We start from the raw sequence: 20,942 nt of genomic DNA on the forward strand, positions 1-20,942 counted from the left end.
AGCACCGCCAGCTGATCGAAGAACACCTTCGACAACTCCCGCGCATCCCGAGGAGCCACAGCCGTGGGATCCGCGACCTCCGGCAGCCCGACCGCCGTCTTCGTGTCCTGGGCCACGGTGAGCGTCGTCATGGTGTTCCCCTCCCGAATCGTTCCATAGGTGCTGGTCACCGGTCGACGAAGCCGCGTCTACCCGGTCGTTCGGCATACACACCTGTTTTTTTCGCGGGATGCCGGCGGACCGTCCGCCGCGCACGTCGCGTGCGGAGCGGCGCCGGGCGCGGGACCATGGCCGTCCGGCCGTGGATCTCCCGGGCGGGACCGAGACGAAGGAGGGTGCCGTGTGCCGCCTTTTCGGGCTGAGCAGTTCCCCCGCGCGCACGAACGCCACGTTCTGGCTGCTGGACGCGCCGGACAGCCTCGACGCGCAGAGCCACCGAGAACCTGACGGCACGGGTCTCGGCTACTTCACCGAGGACGGCACGCCGAAGGTGCACAAGGCGCCGATCGCCGCCTACGAGGACCGGGTCTTCGCCCGGGAGGCCCGGCAGGTGGAGTCGGCCACCTTCCTCGCCCACATCCGTTTCGCCTCGACCGGGGGCCTGGACGTGCGCAACACCCACCCCTTCGCGCAGGACGGGCGGCTGTTCGCGCACAACGGCGTGATCGAGGGCCTCGACGCACTCGACCGGCACCTGGGCGAGGACCGCTCCCTGGTGCACGGCGACACCGACTCCGAGCGCTTCTTCGCGCTGGTGACCCGGGAGACCGCGGCGCACGGGGGTGACGTGTCCGCCGGTATCGTCTCCGCGGCCCGCTGGGCGGCCGGGCACCTGCCCCTCTACGCCCTCAACATCATCGTCGCCACCGCTGACGAGCTGTGGGCCCTGCGCTATCCGGCCACCCACGAGCTGTACGTCCTTCCACGTCCGGCCGGCGGGCGTCACGGGTCGCGGCATCTCGACCACTCCGGCCGTCACGGCCGGCTGCGCGTGCACTCGGCGGCCCTGAGCGACCGGCCCGCCGTCGTCGTGGCGAGCGAGCCCATGGACGAGAACCCGCACTGGCGGCTCATGGACCCGGGCGAGCTGCTGCACGTCGACGGGCAGGGACGGATCTCGTCCCGGACCGTGCTGCCCGACCCTCCGGCCCGTCTCCTCACTCTCGCCGATCTGCGGCCCGCCGCCGCCGCCTCGCAGCAGTCGAAGTAGCGCCGCCCCGACGGCCGGAGGCGTCGGCCAGGTGTCGTACCGGGGCGCGGGGGCATCGGCGATGTATGGGGACACACTCGTGGGCAGTGCATGGACGGTTCGGGGCCCGGCGCGCGGCCGACAGTACGGCGATGGCCATGGCGGGCCGGGCGGGCTTCGCCGCCCGTGGGCTCATCTACCTTCTGGTGGGCATCATCTCGCTCCAGATCGCCTTCGGCGGTGGGGGCGGCGGGAAACAGGCCGACCGCGGGGGTGCCCTCACGGAGCTGGCGGGCAAGCCGCTCGGTTCGGCGATGCTGTGGATCGTGGGGATCGCGCTCGCCGGCATGGCGCTGTGGCGGCTGTCGGAGGCGGTGGTCGGCGCCGCGGGTCCGGACGGGACGAAGCTGACCAAGCGGGCGGCGTCCGCGGGCCGGTTCGTCTTCTACGCCTTCGTGTCCTACTCCGTGCTGTCCTACGCGGCGGGCGACAAGGGCAGCGGCAGCGGTTCCTCGGACCAGCACACCGACGACGTCACCGCGATGGTGCTGAAGTGGCCGGCCGGTGAGTGGCTCGTCGGGATCGCGGGCGCCGGCGTGGTGATCGCCGGACTGTGGATCGCCGTCCAGGCCGTGCGCAAGAAGTTCCGCAAGCGGCTGCGGACCGGCGAGATGTCGCAGCGCACCGAGCGGGTGACCGACGTCCTGGGGGTGACGGGCGGCGCGGCGCGCGGCATCGTCTTCGCCGTCGCCGGGGTGTTCGCGATCGTCGCGGCCGTCCAGCACCAGCCCGGCAAGGCCAAGGGCATGGACGACACCCTGCGCTCGTTCCGGGATCTGCCGGCCGGGCCCTGGCTCCTCGCCCTGATCGCGCTCGGCCTGGCCGCCTTCGGCGTCTTCTCCTGGTTCATGGCCCGCTGGCGCAGGATCTGACCCCGCCGGGCCCCGCCCGGCCGAACAGTTCCGCCGGCCCGGAACAGACCCACGACGACCGCGACGCTTCCTTGCGTGCCGCTCAGCCGTCGGAGTCGGGTTTGTTCCGGGCCGCCGCGTACGCCTGGGACGGTGTCATGGAGACGCCGTGCAGTGTGACCGTCTTGTAGGGGCTGACCTTGGCGCAGGTCTTGGCCTGGTCGGCGGTGGAGGCGTGGGCGTGGGAGACGGCGGTGCCGGTGTCGGCGGGCGCGGAGGAACCGCCGGGGTAGTCCTTGCCGCTGGTCCAGTCGCCGCCCACGACCAGGGTCAGGCCGCTGCCCGTGCCCTGCTTCAGGTGGGAGGCGGGCAGACCGAGTGCCTTGGCGACGGTCTGCGCGGCGCCCTTCCGGCCGGTGCCGTAGGTGAGGGTGGTGCTGGTGGCGGGGGTCGGGGCGTTGCCCGTGGTGGTACCGGAGCCGAAGCCCTGCTCGGTCAGGGCGTCCGCCACGGCGGAGGCGCGGCCGGTGACGCGGGTGCCGTTCTCCACCGTCACGGCGATCTCGGACGCGGGTACGGCGGAGGCCGTGGCAGTGGCGGTCGCGGAGGCCACCGTGGACTTGCCGCCGGAGCCGGTGCTGAGGGACTGGTCGTGGGCGATCGTGGAGAACAGGGATTTCGCTCCCGGGCCGACCACCACCCGGTTGTCGTCGTCCGGGTCGGGTGCCGTCTGCATCGTGGCGAAGGTGATCCGCTTGGCGGGGACCTTGTTGACGTCGCCCGCCAGCGCGATCAGCTTCTTCACGGAGCCCAGGCCGTCGTCCACGGTCAGCGCCTTGGTGGCGGCGTCGGCGAGCCCGTACACCGCGCTGGGGTCGGTGAGCGTGCCCGCGCTCTTGAACTTGCGGATCATCGCGCTGAGGAAGATGTGCTGGGAGATCGTACGGCCGAGGTCGCTGCCGTCCCCGAAGCCGTGCCGGGAGCGGACGAACTCCAGGGCCGCGACGCCCTTGAGGGTGTGGGTGCCCTCGGAGAGTTTCAGGTGGGAGTACGTGTCGTAGACGTCGGCGTTGACGCAGACGGAGACACCGCCGACCGCGTCGGACATCTTCACCACGCCGGAGAAGTCGAGCTTCACGAAGTGGTCGACGGGGATGCCGGTGAGCCGGTGGACGGTGGCCACCTGGCAGGCGGGGCCGTACTGGAGCGCGCTGTTGACCTGCCCGTAGTACCCGGACGTGGACTTGCCGGTCTCGCTGTCCTTGCAGGCCGGGACGCTGGTCATGGTGTCCCGGGGGATGCTCATCACGGTGGCGTTGGAGCGGTCGGCCGATATGTGCAGCACCATCTCCACGTCGGCGTTGCTGCCGGTCTGCACTCCCGTCCGGGAGCAGCCGCCGCCCAGGGAGCAGTCGGTCTTGCTGGTCCGGCCGTCGGAGCCCATGACGAGGATGTTGATGGGCGTCCGGCCGAAGGCGTCGGCCTGCTCCGCGCCGCCCTTGCCGTCCAGGGCGATGCTGTGGATGTTGCCGTTCAGGTGCTGGTAGAACCACCAGCCGGCGCCGGCGGTGATCAGGATGAGGGTGGACAGGCAGATCCCGAGGATCTTCAGGGCCCGTCGGCCGCGGCCCACCGGGCGGGCGCGGCGGGAGCGCATGCCCTCGCGCGTGCCCTCGCGTGTGCCGGCGGCGTCCCGGACCGCGGCCCGGCCGTCCGACGCGTCGGGTCCGGCCGTGCGCTGCCCGGGCACCCCGCCGCGGCGGCGCGTGGCCTGGCCGGCCGGCCCGTCCCACGGGTCGCTCATTTCCCACTCCCCTGAACGGTCGGGCCTGTCGCGGGCCGGTCCGTCGCAGGGACGGCCGGGCGTACGCGGCGGTGTACGGGCAGGCGAGAGGTGCTGTGCCCGCTCGGTTGCGTAGTTGCGCAATCTAACAAAGCCGTGGCCGGAACCGCACAGATCCACCCGCAATTCACAGGTGAGGCATCTCATGGCAGCGCCGCATCCGGCGACGGGCGGGGTGGTCAGCCGCCGGTGCGGCGCAGGCGGGGCACCTGGGCGGCGGGCCGCGAGCGTGCGGTCAGCTGGCCCAGCATGGCCCGGACGAGAGTCACCACGTCCGGGTCGTCTATGTAGTAGACCTGCCGCCGGCCGTCGCGGCGGGCGCGGACCAGTCCGGCGAGTTTCAGCTTCGCCAGGTGCTGGCTGACGGCGGGCAGCGCTCCGCCCACCCGGCGGGCGAGACGCGTGACGTCGCTCTCGCCCTGCGACAGGGCCCACATCAGGTGCAGCCGGGACGGGGAGGCGAGGAGTCCGAACGCGGCGGCGGCCTCGGCGAGCACGTCCGCGGGCGGGTCGTCGTGTCCCCGGCCTTCTCCGTCACAGCCCGCTCCGTCCCGCACCCGTCACAGCCGACGTCCGCCCGCACACCCAGTGTAGGCGGCACGACACGGTCAACGGCCCGTCCAGCCCCCAAGGGGCGCGGGGAAACCGCGCGACCAGCCCCCGACAACCCGAGCCCGGCACCTCACCGCACCCGGCTCACGACGCCCTGTCCCGCCCGCAGGCCGGCGCGGGCGCCCTCGGCCCCGCCGGTCAGCCGGGGAAAGGAACGGGCGGCGGCGAGGAAGGCGAGCGTCGTCAGCACGAACGGCCAGGTGAACGCGTGACCGCCGGACGGGGCGAGGAGATGGGCGACGGCCGGTGTCACGGCGGTCGCCGTGGCCGCGCCCAGCAGCGCGTACGGCAGCGTGGCCGGGGCCGCCGCCAGGAAGACGCCGCACAGGGCGAGGGCGACGAGCACCGCGTTGTACCCCATCGTGCCGTCGGCGATCCGGGGTGCCGGTGCCCCGAGCGCCCAGGCCGTCAGGATGCCCGTCGCACTGCCGGCACAGGCCACCAGCCCCATCAGCCGGTTCGCCAGGAAGAGTCCGGCCAGGAGCAGCGCCCCGACGTACCACTCGTCGAGGAGGAAGACCTGGGACAGATTGCGGAAGAACGCCCGCCACAGGTCGCCCGGGCGCAGCGCGGTCGGCCCGGCGGCGGCGCGCGGCAGCGCGGCGAGGCTGTCGCCGTGCGGCCAGATCCGCCGGAAGGCCGGCGCGGCGACGGTCACCGCGCTCGCCAGCAGGCAGTACGGCAGGGTCAGCGACGGCAGGTGGCCGACGCGCAGCAGCCGCACGACGGCCGCGGTGACGACGGTGACGACGGCGCAGCCCGCGGCGGCGAGCAACGCCGAGGACGGCCGGCCGGGTTCGAGCAGCACCGCGAAACACAGTGCCACCAAGCAGGAGTTGAGGCCCTCCAGGCCCGTCTCCACCCGGTCGCGGGCCACTTGGAGCAGATGTGCGGTGCCGGTGCCGAGGGCGGCGCCGCCCAGCGCGTAGGCGCCGTACCGCCAGTCCGCCGCGCCCAGGGCGAGACAGACGACGGCGCCCATCCGCGCGTCGGCCAGGAACAGCACCTGCGCCGGGCCGCGCAGCAATGCCCCCCACCTGCCCGCACCGTCCTTCCGACCCCACCGTCGGACAACACCAGACCGCCGCACGCTCCGCCCCCTCTTTCCGCTGTGCGGCAGTCATCTTCCGCCATACGGTACCGACTGTCGAGCACTGCGGGCGGTCGTCGGGGCGACAGCGGTCACCCGGTGGTGCTCCGGCGGCGTACGGCCGCCAGCACCAAGCCGCCGAGGGCGGTCGCGCCCACCGCGGCGGTGGCCAGCAGCGGCATGCCGTCGCTGCCCGTCGCCGCGAGAGTGCCGCCGGTCCCGGCGTTCGTACCGGCGGTCGTCGACGCCGATCCGTAGCCGCCCGAGGCACCGGACGTGCCGGTGGTGCCGGTCGACTGGCCGTGCGGGTCGTTGCCCTGTCCTCCCGTGCCGGTGCCGCCGCTGCCCGTGTCCCCGCCGGACGTGGTGCCACCGGACGTCGCGCCGCCGGACGTGGTGGTACCGGTCGTGGTGCCGCCGGAGGTGCTCGTGCCCGGCTGACCGCCGCCGGCTACGTCGACGGAGAGGAGGGCGGTGTCGTTCGCGGGGTTCTCGTCGAACGCCGGGTGGATGCCGTACACCGAGGTGGCCGTCACCTCCCCCTGGGTGTCCCGCGCCGTCTTCCCGATCTCCAGCACGAAGGTGTAGCCGAGGGAGCGGGCGACGTCGATGGTGTGGTCGGCGGGCCAGCACACGTAGCGCGGACGGCCCGGCTCCGAGGGACCGGTCGGGCCGTCGATCCCGAACGGCGCGCAGTCCTCGGGCACTTCCCGGGCGACGGTGCCCGGCGGGATCCGCACCATCAGGGCCGGCTGGTCGTCGCTCTCCTGGTTCTGGATCCACCCGGGTCCGTTGTTGCGCAGGGTGGCGGTGACGGTGACGCGGCTGCCGGGAGCGCCCGTCACGCGGTCTCCCTCCGCCGCCAGGTCGGCCGTGTTGTCCGCGGTCAGGGTCAGCCGCCGGTAGCTGTCGCCGAAGCCCTCGCCCGGGGCCTCCCCGGTGGGGCCGGTGCCGTACTCGACGGCTTCCATCAGGGCCGCGGGCAGGGTCTTGAACCGCACGGGCGTGGTGAGGGTGGCTCCGGGCCGCACGACCGTGTCCAGCTCGCACAGTGCCTGCCGGACGTGGTCGGTGACGGTGGAGTACGTGCAGCCGTCGGTGTGCTGGGGGAAGTCGAGTCCGCGGGTGAGCCGGATCCGGAAGGTGACGCCGTCCGCGGGGGCCGTGCCCCTGTTGGTGACGGTGACGCTCTGGTCGTAGACCTCGCCGGGCGCGGGAGAGGCGGCCGGCAGGGTGGAGACCACCAGGTCGGGGGCGAGGTCGTCGGCGTGCGCCAGGGGGGCGGCGAGGGCGGGGACGCCGATGGCGATCGCGGCGGCCATCGCCGCTGCCGCGGGGCGCAGGGGTGAGCGCACGGTGGGTCTCCTCGTCGGGGCAGGAAAAGGCGGTGACCGGGCCGCGCGGGCCCGGTCGTCGTGTGCTGGACACACCAGAGCCTCCCGAGGTTGTAGGGGACTCGGCACCTCGGCGCACAACGGTCGGGGGCCGGCCCGCATCCTCCGCGTGATCCGGGGCAGCCTCCCGGAGAGAAAAGCTCTGGGCAAGGATCGGCGAGCGTGGACGAGGAACACGTGGCAGACACGAACGAAGAGACGGAAGCGGACCGGCTGTCGGTCGATCGGGCCACCGTCGACGGTGTCACCGTGGTCACGGTGAGCGGCGAGGTCGACCATCACACCTCAGGCGTGCTCCGCCGGGCCCTGACGCCCGAGGACCCCGCTGAGCCGGCGCGTACCGTCGCGGACTTCAGCGGCGTGGCGTTCATGGACTCCAGCGGTATCAACGTCCTCATCGCCGCGCACCAGGCCCATGAACCGGTCGGCTGGCTGCGCCTGGCCGGCGTCCGCAGCACCGTCCTGCGCACCCTGGAGATCGTGGGCCTGACCACCCTCATCCCCAACTACCCGAGCGTCAGCGAGGCCCTACAGGACTGAACGGCGCCGGCACGCCGGGACGGGCGGGGCGCCGGCCGTGCCGGAGGCGGTCGCCTGCCCCGAGCCCCGCGGCCCGCTCGGCGCCGGTCGCGCGGCAGCCGGTGCGGACGGGAGTCAGTACAGCACCCGCAGGTCCGCCGGGCGTACCCGCAGCGTCACCGGGAGGACGGCCTCCACCTCGCCGTCGGCGCCGTAGGGGACGGGCCGGTCGGCCTCGATGCGCAGTTCCCGGCCGCGCAGGACGCGCACTTCGGGCCGGTTCACGTGGGCGCCCGTCCTGAGTTCGTTCATGAGCGTGAAGAAGAGCCGGCGTGGCGCGTCGCGGATCATGACGATGTCGAGCAGCCCGTCGTCGACCCGTGCGTCCGGCGCGATGAGCCGGCCGGAGCCGTAGTAGGGGGAGTTGGCGGCGACGACGGTGTAACCGCGGTGGGTGTGCTCGGTGCCGTCGACGGTGACGCGGAAGCCGGCCGGCCGCCAGGTGGTGACGGCTCGCAGGCCTCCGGCGTAGTAGGAGGCGGCGCCGCGCAGCAGCCGGGCGTTGTTCGCGTGCCGGTTGGCCTCGGCGTCGACCCCGGCGTACACGCTGCCCAGGACGACGGTGCGCGGATGGACGGCCGACTCCACCTCGATGGTGTCGACGGGCCGGGGTTCGGCGCGCAGCAGGATGCCGGCGAGTGCGGCCGGGTCGGCGGGCAGGCGCAGCGCGCGGGCGAAGTCGTTGCCGCGTCCGGCGGGCACGAGCCCCAGGACGGTGCCGGTGCCGCTGAGCGCGCCGCCGATGCCGCCGGCGATGCCGTCACCGCCGACGGCGAGGACGACGCGGCCCCGTTCACCGGCGGTGCGGGCGATGTCCTGGGCGTGGGCGAGGCTGTGGCTGTACTCGGTGTCCAGGCCGGCGCCGGCCTCGCGGAGCAGCCGGGCCAGGTGGAGCAGGGTCGCCGCCCCGGTGGAGCCGCCGGCGGTGGGGTTGACGACGGCGGTGAACTGTCGCATCGGTGTGCCTTTCGCGGCAGGCGGTCGGGTCGGTGGGGTCAGTCGGTGGGCAGCAGGACACCCGGGTTGAGGAGCCCGTCGGGGTCGAGGCGGTGTTTGACGGCGCGCAGGGCCGAGACGCCGAGGGGGCCGGCCTCGCGGACGTACCAGTCGCGGTGGTCGGTGCCGACCCCGTGGTGGTGGGAGATGGTGCCGCCGGCGGCCAGTACGGCCTCGTTGGCGGCGTGCTTGGCGGGCGTCCAGTGCGCCACCGGGTCCTCGCCCTGGGCGCTGACGACGGTGAAGTACAGCGAGGCGCCGTTCTCGTACACGTGGGAGATGTGGCACATCACCAGGGGCGGGGTGCCCGCCTGGGTGAGGGTGTCGGTGAGGGCGGTGCGGACGGCCGTGTACAGGCCGGGGAGCCGGGACCAGAACGCCGCGGTCTCCAGCGTCTCGGCGAAGGCGCCGGCGTCGAGCAGGGCGTCGCGCAGGTAGGGCGCGGAGTAGCGGCCGTGCGCCCAGCGGTCGCCGGGTTCGGTGCCGGCGGGGGTGCCGCCGCAGTCCGCCAGGACGGCCGCCGCCCGCTCCCGGCGCCACGCGGTGTCCTCGGCCGTCCCCTCGTAGCCGGTGATCGCGAGGCATCCGGCGTCGCTGCGCCCCGGACCGGCGCCGATCGCGTCGGGCTGGGCGAGGCCGATGAGCGTCTCGGTCTCGTCGGAAAGGCGGAGCACGGTCGGGCGGGGTCCGTCCTGGGCGAGCCGGCGCAGCGCCGTGGTGCCCTCCTCGAACGAGCGGAACCGCCAGCCCTCGTACACCCGGGTCTGCGGCAGCGGGCGGATCCGTACGGTGACGGAGGTGATGACGCCGAAGGCGCCCTCGGAGCCGAGGATCAGCTGGCGCAGGTCGGGTCCGGCGGCGGAGCGGGGGGCGCGGCCGGTCTCGATGGTGCCCTCGGGGGTGGCCAGGGTCAGGCCGAGGACCATCTCGTCGAAGCGGCCGTAGCCGGCGGAGGCCTGGCCGCTGGAGCGGGCGGCGGCGAAACCGCCGATGGTGGCCCATTCGAAGGACTGCGGGAAGTGGCCGAGGGTGAAGCCCTGTCCGGCGAGGAGCGCCTCGGCCTCGGGGCCGCGCAGGCCGGGCTGGAGGACGGCGGTGCGCGAGACGGGGTCCAGGTCGAGCAGGCGGTTGAGGCGGCGCAGGTCCAGGGCGACGAACGCGCTGCGCTGGGGGGCGAGTCCGCCGACGACCGACGTGCCGCCGCCGAAGGGGACGACGGCCAGGCCGTGCGCGGCGCAGGTACGCAGCACGGCGAGGACCTCGTCGTGGCTGCCCGGCAGGACGACGGCCTGCGGGATGTCGGAGAGGTCTCCGGCGCGCACACGCAGCAGGTCGGGGGTGGATTTGCCGCGGGTGTGGCGGGCGCGGGTCTCCGCGTCGGTGCGGACGTGTTCCTCGCCGCCGGCAGCGCGGGCGAGCGCCCGTAGCGCGGCGGGGGCGGTGCTGGGGGCGGGCGGGCGGACGTCCGCGAGGGCGGGCGCGGGTGTGGTGCGGGGTGTGACACCGAGCAGGTCGCGCAGCAGGCCGGTCACCGTCTCGGGCAGCGGTGCCGCCTTGGCCGGGTCGCCCCAGCCGTTCCACAGCATGTCCATTGAACGGTCGTCCTCACAGGTCGGTGTGCTCGGTTCGCGCGGCTCGGCCGCCGTCCCGGGGCGCGGGCCGCTTCCGTCCGGCCCCCGGGGCGTTACACTGTGACACATGACGCCTATTCGTCACAACGGTTCGGACAGTGACCACGTCCTCGACGCGGTACGCGACTGTGTGCTGGCCGTCGGGGTACGGCGCACCACCCTCGCCGACGTCGCCCGGCGCGCCGGTGTCTCCCGGATGACCCTCTACCGGCGCTGGCCCGACCTGCGGACCCTGGTGGGTGACCTGATGACCCGTGAGTGGATCGACGTGGCCGGCCGGGCCGTACCGGAGCCCTCCCCCGGCACCGTCACCCGCACCCGGATCGTGGACGGACTGGTGAGGGGGGTCGAGGCGTTCCGGGCGCATCCACTCTTCCGGAAGATCATCGACGTCGATCCCGAACTGCTCCTCACCTACGTGCTCGACCGGCGCGGCGCCAGCCAGGAAGCACTGCTCGCGCTGCTGGCCGACGCCCTGCGCGAGGGCCACGCGGACGGGTCCGTCCGGCCCGGACACACCGAACGGCAGGCCCGCGCCCTGCTGCTGACCGTGCAGTCCTTCACCCTGTCCCTGCGCACGATGACCGACGAGGACGACCCGGAGCTGGACTCCGGCGCGTTCCTCGGTGAGCTGCGCACCCTCCTGGAGAGGACCCTGACGCCATGAGCCACACCGAGGCCGCGCCCGGCTCGTCCCTGAGCGCCCACCGGCGCGGCCGGGAACTGGCCGAGGCCGCGGACGGCCGGACGGCCGACGTCCTGGTCGTCGGGCTCGGCGCCACCGGGGCCGGAGCCGCCCTGGACGCGGCGGCCCGCGGACTGGACGTCGTCGCGGTGGACGCCCACGACCTGGCCTTCGGCACCTCCCGCTGGAGTTCCAAGCTCATCCACGGCGGGCTGCGCTACCTGGCCTCCGCCCAGTTCGACGTAGCGCACGAGAGCGCGGTCGAACGCGGCATCCTGATGACCCGCACCGCCCCGCACCTGGTGGCCGCCCAGCCGTTCGTGCTGCCGCTCACCCCGCTGGTGTCCAGGGCTCAGGCCTCGCTGGCGTGGGCCGGGTTCCGGGCCGGGGACGTGCTGCGGCTGACCGCCCGGACCCCACGCCAGGTGCTGCCCGCGCCCCGCCGGTTGTCGGCGACGGAGGCCCGGCACCTGGCGCCCTCGGTCCGCGCGGCCGGACTGCGCGGCGGGCTGCTGTCCTGGGACGGCCGGGTGACCGACGACGCCCGCCTGGTGACCGCCCTGGCCCGCACGGCCGCCGCGCACGGCGCCCGGGTGCTGACCCGGGTGCGGGCGCTGGAGCTGACCGGGACGGGCGCCCGGATCCGGGACGAACGCACCGGTGAGGAGGGCGAGATCAGGGCGCGCGCCGTGATCAACGCCACCGGGGTGTGGGCGGGCACCCTCGCCGACGGCATCCGCGTCCGGCCGTCCCGCGGCACCCACCTGGTCCTGCGCTCGGAACGGCTCGGCGCCCTCCCGGCCGGCCTGCACGTCCCGGTCCCCGGGGAGACCAACCGCTTCGTGCTGGTCCTGCCCCAGGGGGACGGCCGGGTGTACGTCGGCCTCACCGACGAGCCGGTCCAGGGCGGCATCCCGGACGTGCCGGAGGTCCCCGAGACCGACATCGGCTTCCTCCTGGACGTGCTCGGCTCCGTCCTGGACACCCCCGTGGCCCGGGACGAGGTCGTCGGCGCGTTCGCGGGACTGCGCCCGCTGCTGGACACCTCCGGACCGGGCGGCCGGGACGGCGCGCCGGCCCGCACCTCCGACATCTCGCGCCGGCATGCCGTACTGACCTCGGCCGACGGTGTCACCACGGTGGTCGGCGGCAAGCTGACCACCTACCGGCGGATGGCGCAGGACGCCGTGGACGCCGCGGCCGCGGCGCGCGGGCTGCGCACGGGCCCCTCCCCCACCGCCGGGCTGCCGCTGGTCGGCGCCGCCGCCCCCGGCCGGCTGCGGGCCCTGTCCGCGCCCCCGGGCCTGGTCCGCCGCTACGGCACCGAGGCCACGGCCGTCCACACCCTCGCCGTCCGGGACCCCGCCCTGGCCGAGCCGGTCCTGCCCGGCCATCCCGTGACCCGGGCGGAGCTCCGCTGGGCGGTCGAGCACGAGGGGGCCCTCGACGAGTCGGACCTCCTGGACCGCCGCACCCGCATCGGCCTGGTCCCCGCGGACCGCGCCGACGCGCTCCCCGTCGCACGGGAGATCCTGGAACGGACGGCGACCACGCGCCCCTGACCCGGCGGGCGGACAACGGCCCGGTGCGGCCGGGGCTGTCAGAGCAGGCGCCGGATGTCGCCCCGGACCCGGTAGAAGCCGCCCGCCGCGGGGTGCAGGGCGTCGACGACGTACCGCGCGCCGGGCTCCCGTATCGCACGGGGGAACTGGACGTTCCAGGAGGAGTCGTAGCCGTCCGACAGCACGTGCACCCGGACCCGGCCGGCCTCCCGCACGCACTCGACCACCACCGTGCCGGCCGGCGCCTGGGCGACCGTGGCCACCGCGGTCACGGTCGTGGCCGGCGCGTACGTCGGCAGGGCGGCGGCGAGCTTGACGTCCCGGACCACCGGCACCGTGCCCTGCTGGGCCGCCGAGACCGCCGCCTCGCCCGCGTCCACGCAGACCAGCGACCCGTCCGTGGTCACCAGGTACAGGCGCTCGTCGTGGTACTGCATCGACAGCGCCGAACCGCTGCCCGTGCCCAGCTTCCACAGGCGCCTGCCGTCCTGGTCGAAGCAGTACACGGACGACGCGGCGTCCCCGGCGAAGACGAACCGGCCGCCGGGCGAGGTGGCGCACGAGTACACGCTGCTGTCGCACGCGTACGTCGCCTCGATGGCACCGCTCTCCTTGGACAGCCGCTGGACCACCCGGTGCGCGGTGCCCGCGTACACGGCGTGCTCCTCCTGCCAGCCGAAGAGCACGCCGCCCCGGGTGGGGGTGTGCCACAGTTCGCCGCCGCCGTCGGGCGCGTAGGCGGTGACGCCCCGCTGGTGGCCGTGGTAGACGGCCCGGTCGTCGGCCCGGACCATCCAGGCGTGCTCGCCCTGGCTGCGGCGGGACCACTGGTGTTCGTCCTCGTGGTCGATGACGGTCAGCCGGCCCGCGCGGTCCGAGACGTCCAGGACGCCCTCGTGGATGTCCAGCCAGAAGATGTCCACGTCGGCGGCGATGTCATAGGCGGCGAAGGGCAGTTTCGAGGAAAGGTCGTACACCGTGCCGTCGTCGCAGCCCGCGTAGATCCAGAAGTCGTCGGCGACCAGGCACTTGACGCCGTCCGGCAGGCCGAACCGGGCCAGGAGGGCGCCCTCGTGGTCCAGGGTGTAGACGTCACCCGCCTGGTTGCCCACCCAGCAGCGCTCGTCGTCGACATGGATGCCGAACGCGGCGGAGCCGGTGCGGAACCGCCACAGCACGGGCGCCACCGCCCGCGCCGTGGACGGGGCCGAGCTGACCTGACGGCGGGTCACCGCGCGCGGGGCGCGCTGTCCCGGGACGGCCGGGGCGTATCCTTTGCGGACCTTCTCCCCCACCTTCCTCGCGGCGGCGGCCCGCGCCTTCTCCGCCGTCGCGAACGCCGTGGTCTGCGTCTGCCCGGCGGCGCCTATCCGGCCGTACCGCACGGTCACCACCAGACCGTCGACGGTCACCTCGTAGAACTTGTGGGCACCCTCGCCCTCCTGCGACAGCTCCAGATACGTCGTCGACACGGTGCACGCCGTGGACATGGCAGCCCCCTCCCCCAGGACGGACCGCGGCCGTTCCCGCAGGTCCTCACTGCTCCACACGGTAGAGGGCCCCACTGACAATCACCCCGCCCCGCGGACCGCACCGGCGCGGGCCTCGGAGTCCCAGCTGTGCACCATGGTGGTCAGGTGGGACGGCCACTGCGCCTGACGGTGGCGAGCGTGCCGAACCGCTGCTTGCCGAGCAGGTCGGAGAGGGCTTCGTCGGACAGTGGGCGGGGCGCGGGTCGCTGAGTCATGCCCTGAGCAACGTCCGTAGCCTCCGGGCCACTTCATGGACGTTGCGAGACTCACCCACTTTCACAGGACGCCCTGGTTCGCCAACTGCGGGTACAGGGCCGCCAGATCGCCGGAGAGGGCCGCCTTGACCTGTCGGCTGACGTCGTCCGCCAGCACCTCGTACGCCCCGGACTCGACGCCGGCCAGCGCCAGTGCGGCGACGTCCCGGGGGCTGGACTTGGGCGCGTCGACGTGCGCGGCCATGTCGGTGTCGAGGTAGCCGACGTGCAGTCCGGTGACCCCGATGCCCCGCGGACCCAGCTCCAGACGCAGGGAGTTGGTCTGGGACCACAGTGCCGCCTTGGTGGCGCTGTAGGAGCCTGCGACGCCGAGCCAGGACAACACGGAGTGGACGTTGAGGAGGTGGCCGCCGCCGTTGCGCTCGATGACCGGCACGAAGGCCCGGGTGACCAGGAGCGGGCCGTAGAAGTTGGTCTCGAACTCCCGGCGTACGTCGTCGACCGGGGCGTCGAGGAAGGAGGTGGCGCCGAGCAGGACGCCGGCGTTGTTGACCAGGACGGTGACGTCCTGCGCCCGCTCCGCCGCGGCCTCGACGGACCGGGGGTCGGTGACCTCCAGGGCCAGGGGGAGGGCGTCGGGGTGGGTGACGCTGCGCGGGTCGCGGGCCGTCGCGTACACCTTGGCGGCGCCGCGTGCGTACAGCTCCTCCACCAGCGCCTTGCCCAGCCCGCGGCTGCCGCCGGTGACGAGGGCGACCGAGCCCTTGATCGAAGTCATGTGCATCTCCCGAGTGGAAACCGATCGGTTTCCACTACGGTAAACCGATCGGTTTCCAGCGGCAAGCGGCAATCGGCCGGCGTTCGCGTCCGCCGCGCGCGGAGCGGAGCCGTCACCGGGTGCACGGGTCCGGGCGCGGCGTCCCGGCGCGGCGGGGCGGGGTGGGTGAAGCGGCGGGGCCGGGCGCGACAGGGAACGGCCCGAGGGCGGCGGGGAACGGCCCGAGCGCATGGATGCACCGTTCCCCGCCTCGGACCGGCCGTCCAACGACCCGACCGGTCTGGTTCAGACCCTCCGCCGCCGAGCGCCCGCGGGCCATCCGAGAGGGCCGGGCGGGTGAGACGGAACCGCGCGGCGCCGGTACGGCGCGGCCGACCCGCGGTGACGGGCGGGGTGCGCGACGGCGACCCGCTTGGTGCGGGTCGCGCAGGGGTGCGACGCTGGGGGAAGAGGTGTCCGTCGAGGGGACCCTGGAGGGTCGATGGGGCGTGACGTCCCGGCGCTCGTCTTCACCCGCGAGGACCGCCGCCGGTACCGGATCAAGATGCACGCCTGCCTGGACGCGCTGGCACTGATGCTCCGCGAGGCACGGTTCGAGTCGGAGCGGCCGCAGGTCGGCCTGGAGATCGAGCTGAATCTGGTGGACGACGACGCCGAGCCGGTGATGCGCAACAACGACGTGCTGGAGGCGATCTCCGATCCCGCCTGGTCCACCGAGCTGGGCCGGTTCAACCTGGAGATCAACGTCCCGCCCCGGCGGCTGACGGCGGGCGGCCCCGACGCCTGGGAGTCGGAGATCAGGGCGGCGCTGAACCACGCCGACGAGCGGGCCCGGTCGGTGGGCGCCCGCCTGATCACGGTGGGGATCCTGCCCACGCTGCGCCAGGAGGACATCGGCGAGGGAGCGCTGTCGGAGAACCCCCGCTACCGGCTCCTCAACGACCAGGTCTTCGCGGCGCGCGGCGAGGACCTGCGCATCGAGATCGACGGGGTCGACCGGCTGCGCACCTACGCGGACACCATCACCCCGGAGGCGGCCTGCACCAGCACGCAGTTCCACCTCCAGGTGTCCCCGGAGGAGTTCGCCCCCTACTGGAACGCCGCCCAGGCGATCGCCGGGGTGCAGGTCGCGCTGGCGGCGAACTCCCCGTTCCTGTTCGGCAAGGAGCTGTGGCACGAGACCCGTGTCCCGCTGTTCGAGCAGGCCACCGACACCCGGCCGGAGGAGATCAGGGTGCAGGGGGTACGGCCCCGGGTGTGGTTCGGGGAACGCTGGATCAACAGCGTCTTCGACCTGTTCGAGGAGAACCTGCGCTACTTCCCGGCCCTCCTGCCGCTGTGCGACGAGCAGGACCCGGCGGAGACGCTGGACCGCGGCGACACCCCCGAGCTGGGCGAACTCACCCTGCACAACGGCACCATCTACCGCTGGAACCGCCCGGTCTACGCCGTCACCCACGGCGTCCCGCACATCCGGGTGGAGAACCGGGTGCTGCCGGCCGGTCCGACCGTCGCCGACACCCTCGCCAACGGCGCGTTCTACTACGGGCTCACCCGGGCCCTGGTGGAGGAGGACCGGCCGGTGTGGTCACGGATGTCGTTCTCGGCCGCCGAGGACAACCTGCACGCCGCCGCCCGGCACGGCATCGAGGCGCTGCTGTACTGGCCCGGGATGGGCGAGGTGCCGGTGCCGGAGCTGGTCCTGCGCCGGCTGCTGCCGCTCGCGCACCGCGGGCTGGAGCACTCCGGCATGGACGACGCGTGGCGGGAGCCGCTCCTGGGGATCATCGAGCAGCGCTGTGTGACGGCACGGAACGGGGCCGTGTGGCAGAAGGAGATGTTCCACCGCCTCGACACCGCCACGCACGCCGGCCGGCACGAGGCGCTGCGGCGGATGGCCCAGCTGTACATCGACTACATGCACCTGAACGCACCAGTGCACACCTGGCCGGTCGACTGAGGACCGGGCCCGGGTGACTGCCGGGCCCGGCGCTGGCCGAGGAGACAGAACCTGGTCCTCAGTCACCCGGGCGCCCTGAGCGGACCGGAACGCGCCGGGCTCGTCGGCGAGGTCCCGCCAGGGCGAGCTGGTGCCGTACTTCCACGCGATGGCCCCGAGCGTGCGGCGGTGATCGGCCCACCGCCGTCCGCGCATCGGATCGGCCGGCATCAGCGGCTCGATCCGGGCCCACATCGCATCAGTGATCACTCACCGGACGGACTCATCCGATCAACTGGCGAGACCATCGAAGAGACACGCTCCAGGCCCGGCCGCCGGTCTGCCGGACACACTCACCCCGGGCGGCCGGGCCGCCGCCGAGGCGGAGACCCTCGGCGAGCGCGCCCGGGTCCTCGTCGGTGGCGGTGACGACACTGCCGCGTCCCTCCTTCATCGAGCGACGCGTCACCCAGCTCATCCCCCTTGCCGACGGCGGTGACCCCGTCGTACTCGAACGTCTCGCGGACGCCGAGGCCGAGTTCGCCCGCGCGGCTGAACTGCGGTCTGTGGGCGGCGTGTCCGGTGGCCAGAAGAGGTGCCTACCCATGACGTTGCCTGATTCGGCCCTGTCCGCAAGGGACGCCGACTGGTACTCCGTTGCACGTTGCTCGTACACCGGGAGGGGGACATCATGGAACGGGTCTTCGACAGCAAGAACTTCTCCGGGCAAGAGGCTCTGGCCGCCTGGACGGAGACGGCTCGGCGAGAAGTCATGCCGAAAACGTTCCGTGCCGTGGACGGTGACGTGTTCCACGGCTGGTTCGATGAAATGTCGTTGGGGCCGATCCAGGTTTCTTCGATGGCTTACTCATCGATAACCACATCCCGGACATCGAAGTCCATCCGCGTCTCCGACCCGGAGTGCCTACAGATTGTGGTGCCCCGTTCCGGCCCTCATTTCATTGAGCAGAATCGGCGCAGCAGTCTCGTTGGGCCCGGGGAGCTGGTGCTGTTGAGCAGCTCCCGGCCGTTCGAGTCGTACGCCATCGGCGAAGCGACGCTCATGCAGTTCCCTGTCGCCCTGCTGCCGTTGAGTGCACGCCGTGTTGACCAACTGGTCGCCTGTCGACTGCCTGCCGACAAGGGGATCGGTCAGTTGTTGTTCGACTACTTAGCCCGTGTGACGGACGACCATACGTGCTACACGCCCGCAGACATGCCTCGGCTGGGCACGATCGGTCTCGATCTGGCCGCTGCTGTTCTCGCCCATCATCTGGAGCGTGAGGACGACATACCGGCCGACAGTCGGCAACGAACCCTGTACGCCCGTGTCACCTCATACATCCAAGAGCATCTCGGCGACCCCATGCTCAGCGTCGACGGCATAGCTGCGGCCCACCACGTCTCCGTCCGCACACTGCATCGGCTCTTCCAAGCACACGGCGCGAACGTCCGCGCCTCGATACGCGAGCAACGCCTGGAGCGCTGCCGCCGCGATCTGGGCGATCCGGTACAGCGTGACGTGCCCATCAGGGCCATCGCCGCCCGCTGGGGCTATCTCCGCCCGGCTGATTTCACTCGCGCCTTCCGCTCTGCCTACGACGTCGCGCCTGTCGACTACCGACACCAGGCACTGCTGTGCCCAAAGGCGCGGAGGACCTCGCGCGAATGATCTTTCTTCGCTCGCCCTTCTCCGAATGATCCGTGCCTGGCGCTCCGTGCTAACGGGTTGGCACGTCTCGCTAAGGTGATGCGGGTTGCGTGTCCGGAGACTGGGTGAGCCCGGTGGCACATCAGAAGCGCACCGGAGAACCTCTGGAAGGCAGAGAGACCGATGAGGCACACGACCAGGCGTACAACGAGCCGCACCCGGATCCGTCGCGCCGCCTTTGTGGCGGGGGCCCTGCTCGCCATGACCTCGGCCGCCGGCACCGCCGGGGCCACCACCTCGGCCGCCGGACAGCATGTGGCGGCCGCGAAAGCAGGCTCGGCCTCAGCATCGAACGCAAGCCCGGCGCGGGCCTGCACGGTCGACGCACCGCGTTTCACCAGCTACCCGGGGACCGGTTCCAACGACCCCGCGTACTGGCCCGCCCGGGGCACCTACGCCACCACCACCAGCCGGTGCAACGACATCAACCTGAAGTTGGACGGGACGCGATCGGTGCGGACGTGCTTCAAATCGGGGTCCGGCTGGAGCTGCAATGCCTGGCGGACGCTGAGCGCGGGCAGCTGGGGCGTGGCTGCCACCGATGTGCTGGACGGTACCCAGTTCTTCCTACAGTTCAGTGGAACGGCCCGCGCGGCAGGCCAGATCGACTACTGACGGCCTGCTCACAACAGGTCGGCCTGTGCTGTCCCGCCCGTCCGACCGGCAGGCGGGACAGTGCCACGCGCAGCATGCTCCTCCGCCTGGTGGACGAGTTGCCGGCAACGGATACCCCTCCGCTCCACGAGGCGTCCGGATGTATCGAGTCGCAGCGTTCGGACGTTCCCTCGGCGGGCTGAGCACCAAAGTTCGCCCTCATCCCGCGCGATCCGCGGCCACCCGCGCCGCCGGCAGATCCGCGCGGTCGTCCCGCAGCCATCGGACCGGATCGGTCACCGTTCTGTCTCCTTGGCCGGCGCCGTGCCCGGACAAGGACGATTCAGGCCCGTGTCCGGGACGGCCGCTCCAGGCTGGTCTCCGGGCACGCCGACGCCTCCGGCAGGTGGACCTTGGCCCACTCCGCCAGCTCGCGCAGCGCGGGCTCCAGGGCCGCGCCGGCCGTCGTCAGCCGGTAGGAGACGCGCAGCGGCGGGCCCTCGTCGACCTCGCGCAGCACGAGTCCGGCCGCGCCGAGTTCGGCGAGCCGGTCGGACAGCATGCGTTCGCTGATGCCGGGGACGGCCCGGCGCAGGTCGGTGAAGTACGCGGGCTGTTCCACCAGAACGGCCACGATCGGGCCGCTCCAGCGCTTGCCGAGCAACTGGAAGACGCGGGTGATGCCGTCGTCCACCCGCTTGCAGGCCGCACTGTCGTGGTTCTCGTCCGCCATGACCTCAGGGTACTACTCCTCCGTAGGGGGGTGAGAAAAAGTAAGTCCCTGTGTTAGAAATAGTGTCGTACTAAACGTCAGCCGCGGCGCTGCGTGTCCGGCTGCCTTGCCTCGCTCATTGCTGCCTCGCTTCGCTTACTGGAGACCTTCATGGCCACCCTGCTGCACATCGACTCGTCCGTCTTCCCGACCCAGGCCTCGGCCTCCCGCGCCGTGACGGAGGCCTTCCGCAAGCACTGGGAGGAGGAGCACCCGCAGGGCACGGTCATCTACCGCGACCTGGCGGCGCACCCCGTCCCGCACATCACCGCCGAGGCGCACCTCGCCGGCTTCACCGACCCGGCCACGCACACGCCGGAGCAGGCGGCCGTCTTCGCCGAGCGCGTCAAGCTGATCGAGGAGCTGGAGCAGGCCGACGCCGTGCTGATCGGCGCCCCGATGTACAACTACACGATCCCGTCGACCCTCAAGGCGTGGCTGGACAACATCGTCCTGATGGGCCGCACCGGGGGTCCGGACCCGTCCGCCAAGGGCACCCCGGTGACCGTCGTCGCCAGCCGGGGCGGCTCCTACGCGCCGGGCACCCCGCGCGAGTCGTACGAGTACGTGCAGAACTACCTCAAGGCCGTCCTCGCCGACGCCCTCGGCCTGGACCTCGAGTTCATCGTGCCGGAGCTGACGATGGCGTCGAAGAACCCGGCGATGGCCGAGCTGGTCCCGCTGTACGAGGCCTCCCGTGACCAGGCCTTCGAGGCCGCCGCCACCAGGGCCAAGCAGCTCGCCGGGCGCCTCGCGGTCTGACGGACCGACGGCCCGGACAGCGGGCGGCACCCGGGCGAGCGACCCCGGACCGGCACACGACGGTCCGGGGTCGTTCCGTGCCGCTCGCGGACGTGGTCGCGGGGGGCGGCCTCCGCCCCGTCGACGTCGGCGCGGAGGGTCCCGCTC

18 protein-coding genes and 3 pseudogenes are annotated in these 20,942 nt (G+C 73.0%); 9 read left to right on the forward strand and 12 right to left on the reverse strand.

Annotation, left to right across the window (positions count from 1 at the left end; translation table 11 throughout):
- Positions 1-131: pseudogene (locus AB0F03_RS34470) on the reverse strand (RNA polymerase sigma factor SigF); the annotation flags it as partial.
- 209 nt (positions 132-340) lie between these two features.
- Here AB0F03_RS34470 and AB0F03_RS34475 point away from each other — a divergent pair.
- Both AB0F03_RS34475 and AB0F03_RS34480 read left to right on the forward strand, forming a co-directional pair.
- Positions 341-1,210: a class II glutamine amidotransferase gene (locus AB0F03_RS34475; RefSeq protein ID WP_361999530.1), complete on the forward strand. Its 870-nt coding sequence runs from the start codon at positions 341-343 to the stop codon at positions 1,208-1,210.
- Positions 1,211-1,341: 131 nt separating this feature from the next.
- Positions 1,342-2,121, forward strand: coding sequence for a DUF1206 domain-containing protein (locus tag AB0F03_RS34480; RefSeq protein ID WP_361999532.1), 780 nt, complete (start codon positions 1,342-1,344; stop codon positions 2,119-2,121).
- Between the two features lie 82 nt (positions 2,122-2,203).
- Here the strand turns inward: AB0F03_RS34480 and AB0F03_RS34485 are convergent, their stop codons facing one another.
- The 4 genes from AB0F03_RS34485 to AB0F03_RS34500 form a co-directional block, all read right to left on the reverse strand.
- The gene (locus tag AB0F03_RS34485; RefSeq protein ID WP_361999534.1) at positions 2,204-3,904 is read right to left on the reverse strand and encodes an LCP family protein; all 1,701 of its coding nucleotides are present in this window, start codon (positions 3,902-3,904) and stop codon (positions 2,204-2,206) included.
- A gap of 218 nt (positions 3,905-4,122) precedes the next feature.
- Positions 4,123-4,500 carry a metalloregulator ArsR/SmtB family transcription factor gene (locus AB0F03_RS34490; RefSeq protein WP_361999535.1) on the reverse strand — a complete coding sequence of 126 codons (378 nt, stop codon included), beginning with the start codon at positions 4,498-4,500 and terminating at the stop codon, positions 4,123-4,125.
- Between the two features lie 125 nt (positions 4,501-4,625).
- On the reverse strand, positions 4,626-5,582 hold the full coding sequence (locus tag AB0F03_RS34495; protein ID WP_361999538.1) for an urea transporter: 957 nt from the start codon (positions 5,580-5,582) through the stop codon (positions 4,626-4,628).
- Between the two features lie 155 nt (positions 5,583-5,737).
- Complete coding sequence (locus AB0F03_RS34500; protein ID WP_361999540.1) at positions 5,738-7,000, reverse strand: hypothetical protein; 1,263 nt, start codon at positions 6,998-7,000, stop codon at positions 5,738-5,740.
- Positions 7,001-7,216: 216 nt separating this feature from the next.
- Between AB0F03_RS34500 and AB0F03_RS34505 the strand changes: the two genes are divergently transcribed.
- Positions 7,217-7,579, forward strand: a complete 363-nt coding sequence (locus AB0F03_RS34505) for an STAS domain-containing protein (protein ID WP_361999543.1) — start codon at positions 7,217-7,219, stop codon at positions 7,577-7,579.
- A 114-nt stretch (positions 7,580-7,693) separates the two neighbouring features.
- Here AB0F03_RS34505 and AB0F03_RS34510 read toward each other — a convergent pair whose 3' ends face one another.
- Together AB0F03_RS34510 and AB0F03_RS34515 are read right to left on the reverse strand one after the other, a co-directional pair.
- Positions 7,694-8,575, reverse strand: coding sequence for a YegS/Rv2252/BmrU family lipid kinase (locus AB0F03_RS34510; protein WP_361999546.1), 882 nt, complete (start codon positions 8,573-8,575; stop codon positions 7,694-7,696).
- Positions 8,576-8,613: 38 nt separating this feature from the next.
- Positions 8,614-10,206: an FAD-binding oxidoreductase gene (locus AB0F03_RS34515; RefSeq protein WP_361999549.1), complete on the reverse strand. Its 1,593-nt coding sequence runs from the start codon at positions 10,204-10,206 to the stop codon at positions 8,614-8,616.
- Between the two features lie 106 nt (positions 10,207-10,312).
- On the opposite strand from AB0F03_RS34515, the gene AB0F03_RS34520 reads away from it, so the two are divergent.
- Complete coding sequence (locus AB0F03_RS34520) at positions 10,313-10,912, forward strand: TetR/AcrR family transcriptional regulator (protein WP_361999552.1); 600 nt, start codon at positions 10,313-10,315, stop codon at positions 10,910-10,912.
- Positions 10,909-12,492: a glycerol-3-phosphate dehydrogenase/oxidase gene (locus AB0F03_RS34525; RefSeq protein ID WP_361999555.1), complete on the forward strand. Its 1,584-nt coding sequence runs from the start codon at positions 10,909-10,911 to the stop codon at positions 12,490-12,492. Before AB0F03_RS34520 ends, AB0F03_RS34525 begins: the two co-directional genes overlap by 4 nt.
- Before the next feature lie 38 nt (positions 12,493-12,530).
- Here AB0F03_RS34525 and AB0F03_RS34530 read toward each other — a convergent pair whose 3' ends face one another.
- From AB0F03_RS34530 to AB0F03_RS34540, 3 genes and pseudogenes are all read right to left on the reverse strand, one after another.
- Positions 12,531-13,982 (reverse strand): WGR domain-containing protein, encoded by a 1,452-nt coding sequence (locus AB0F03_RS34530; protein WP_361999558.1) that lies wholly within the window; start codon positions 13,980-13,982, stop codon positions 12,531-12,533.
- A 108-nt stretch (positions 13,983-14,090) separates the two neighbouring features.
- Positions 14,091-14,239 (reverse strand): annotated as a pseudogene (locus AB0F03_RS34535) (PPOX class F420-dependent oxidoreductase); the annotation flags it as partial.
- A 61-nt stretch (positions 14,240-14,300) separates the two neighbouring features.
- Entirely contained in the window at positions 14,301-15,017 is a 717-nt protein-coding gene (locus AB0F03_RS34540) for an SDR family oxidoreductase (protein WP_361999560.1), read from the reverse strand.
- 481 nt (positions 15,018-15,498) lie between these two features.
- Here AB0F03_RS34540 and AB0F03_RS34545 point away from each other — a divergent pair, with 481 nt between their 5' ends.
- Positions 15,499-16,977, forward strand: coding sequence for a glutamate-cysteine ligase family protein (locus AB0F03_RS34545; RefSeq protein ID WP_361999562.1), 1,479 nt, complete (start codon positions 15,499-15,501; stop codon positions 16,975-16,977).
- 78 nt (positions 16,978-17,055) lie between these two features.
- Here AB0F03_RS34545 and AB0F03_RS34550 read toward each other — a convergent pair.
- Positions 17,056-17,211, reverse strand: a pseudogene (locus AB0F03_RS34550) (transposase); the annotation flags it as partial.
- A 436-nt stretch (positions 17,212-17,647) separates the two neighbouring features.
- Between AB0F03_RS34550 and AB0F03_RS34555 the strand changes: the two are divergent.
- On the forward strand, positions 17,648-18,628 hold the full coding sequence (locus tag AB0F03_RS34555) for a helix-turn-helix domain-containing protein (RefSeq protein WP_361999565.1): 981 nt from the start codon (positions 17,648-17,650) through the stop codon (positions 18,626-18,628).
- Positions 18,629-18,868: 240 nt separating this feature from the next.
- Positions 18,869-19,282 carry a hypothetical protein gene (locus AB0F03_RS34560; protein WP_361999566.1) on the forward strand — a complete coding sequence of 138 codons (414 nt, stop codon included), beginning with the start codon at positions 18,869-18,871 and terminating at the stop codon, positions 19,280-19,282.
- Between the two features lie 322 nt (positions 19,283-19,604).
- Here the strand turns inward: AB0F03_RS34560 and AB0F03_RS34565 are convergent, their stop codons facing one another.
- The gene (locus AB0F03_RS34565; RefSeq protein WP_356825966.1) at positions 19,605-19,994 is read right to left on the reverse strand and encodes a helix-turn-helix domain-containing protein; all 390 of its coding nucleotides are present in this window, start codon (positions 19,992-19,994) and stop codon (positions 19,605-19,607) included.
- Between the two features lie 150 nt (positions 19,995-20,144).
- Here AB0F03_RS34565 and AB0F03_RS34570 point away from each other — a divergent pair, with 150 nt between their 5' ends.
- Entirely contained in the window at positions 20,145-20,795 is a 651-nt protein-coding gene (locus AB0F03_RS34570; protein ID WP_361999569.1) for an NAD(P)H-dependent oxidoreductase, read from the forward strand.
- Positions 20,796-20,942 lie beyond the last annotated feature (147 nt).

The organism is Streptomyces sp. NPDC028722, assembly GCF_040637655.1.
Classification (GTDB): Bacteria; Actinomycetota; Actinomycetes; order Streptomycetales; family Streptomycetaceae; genus Streptomyces.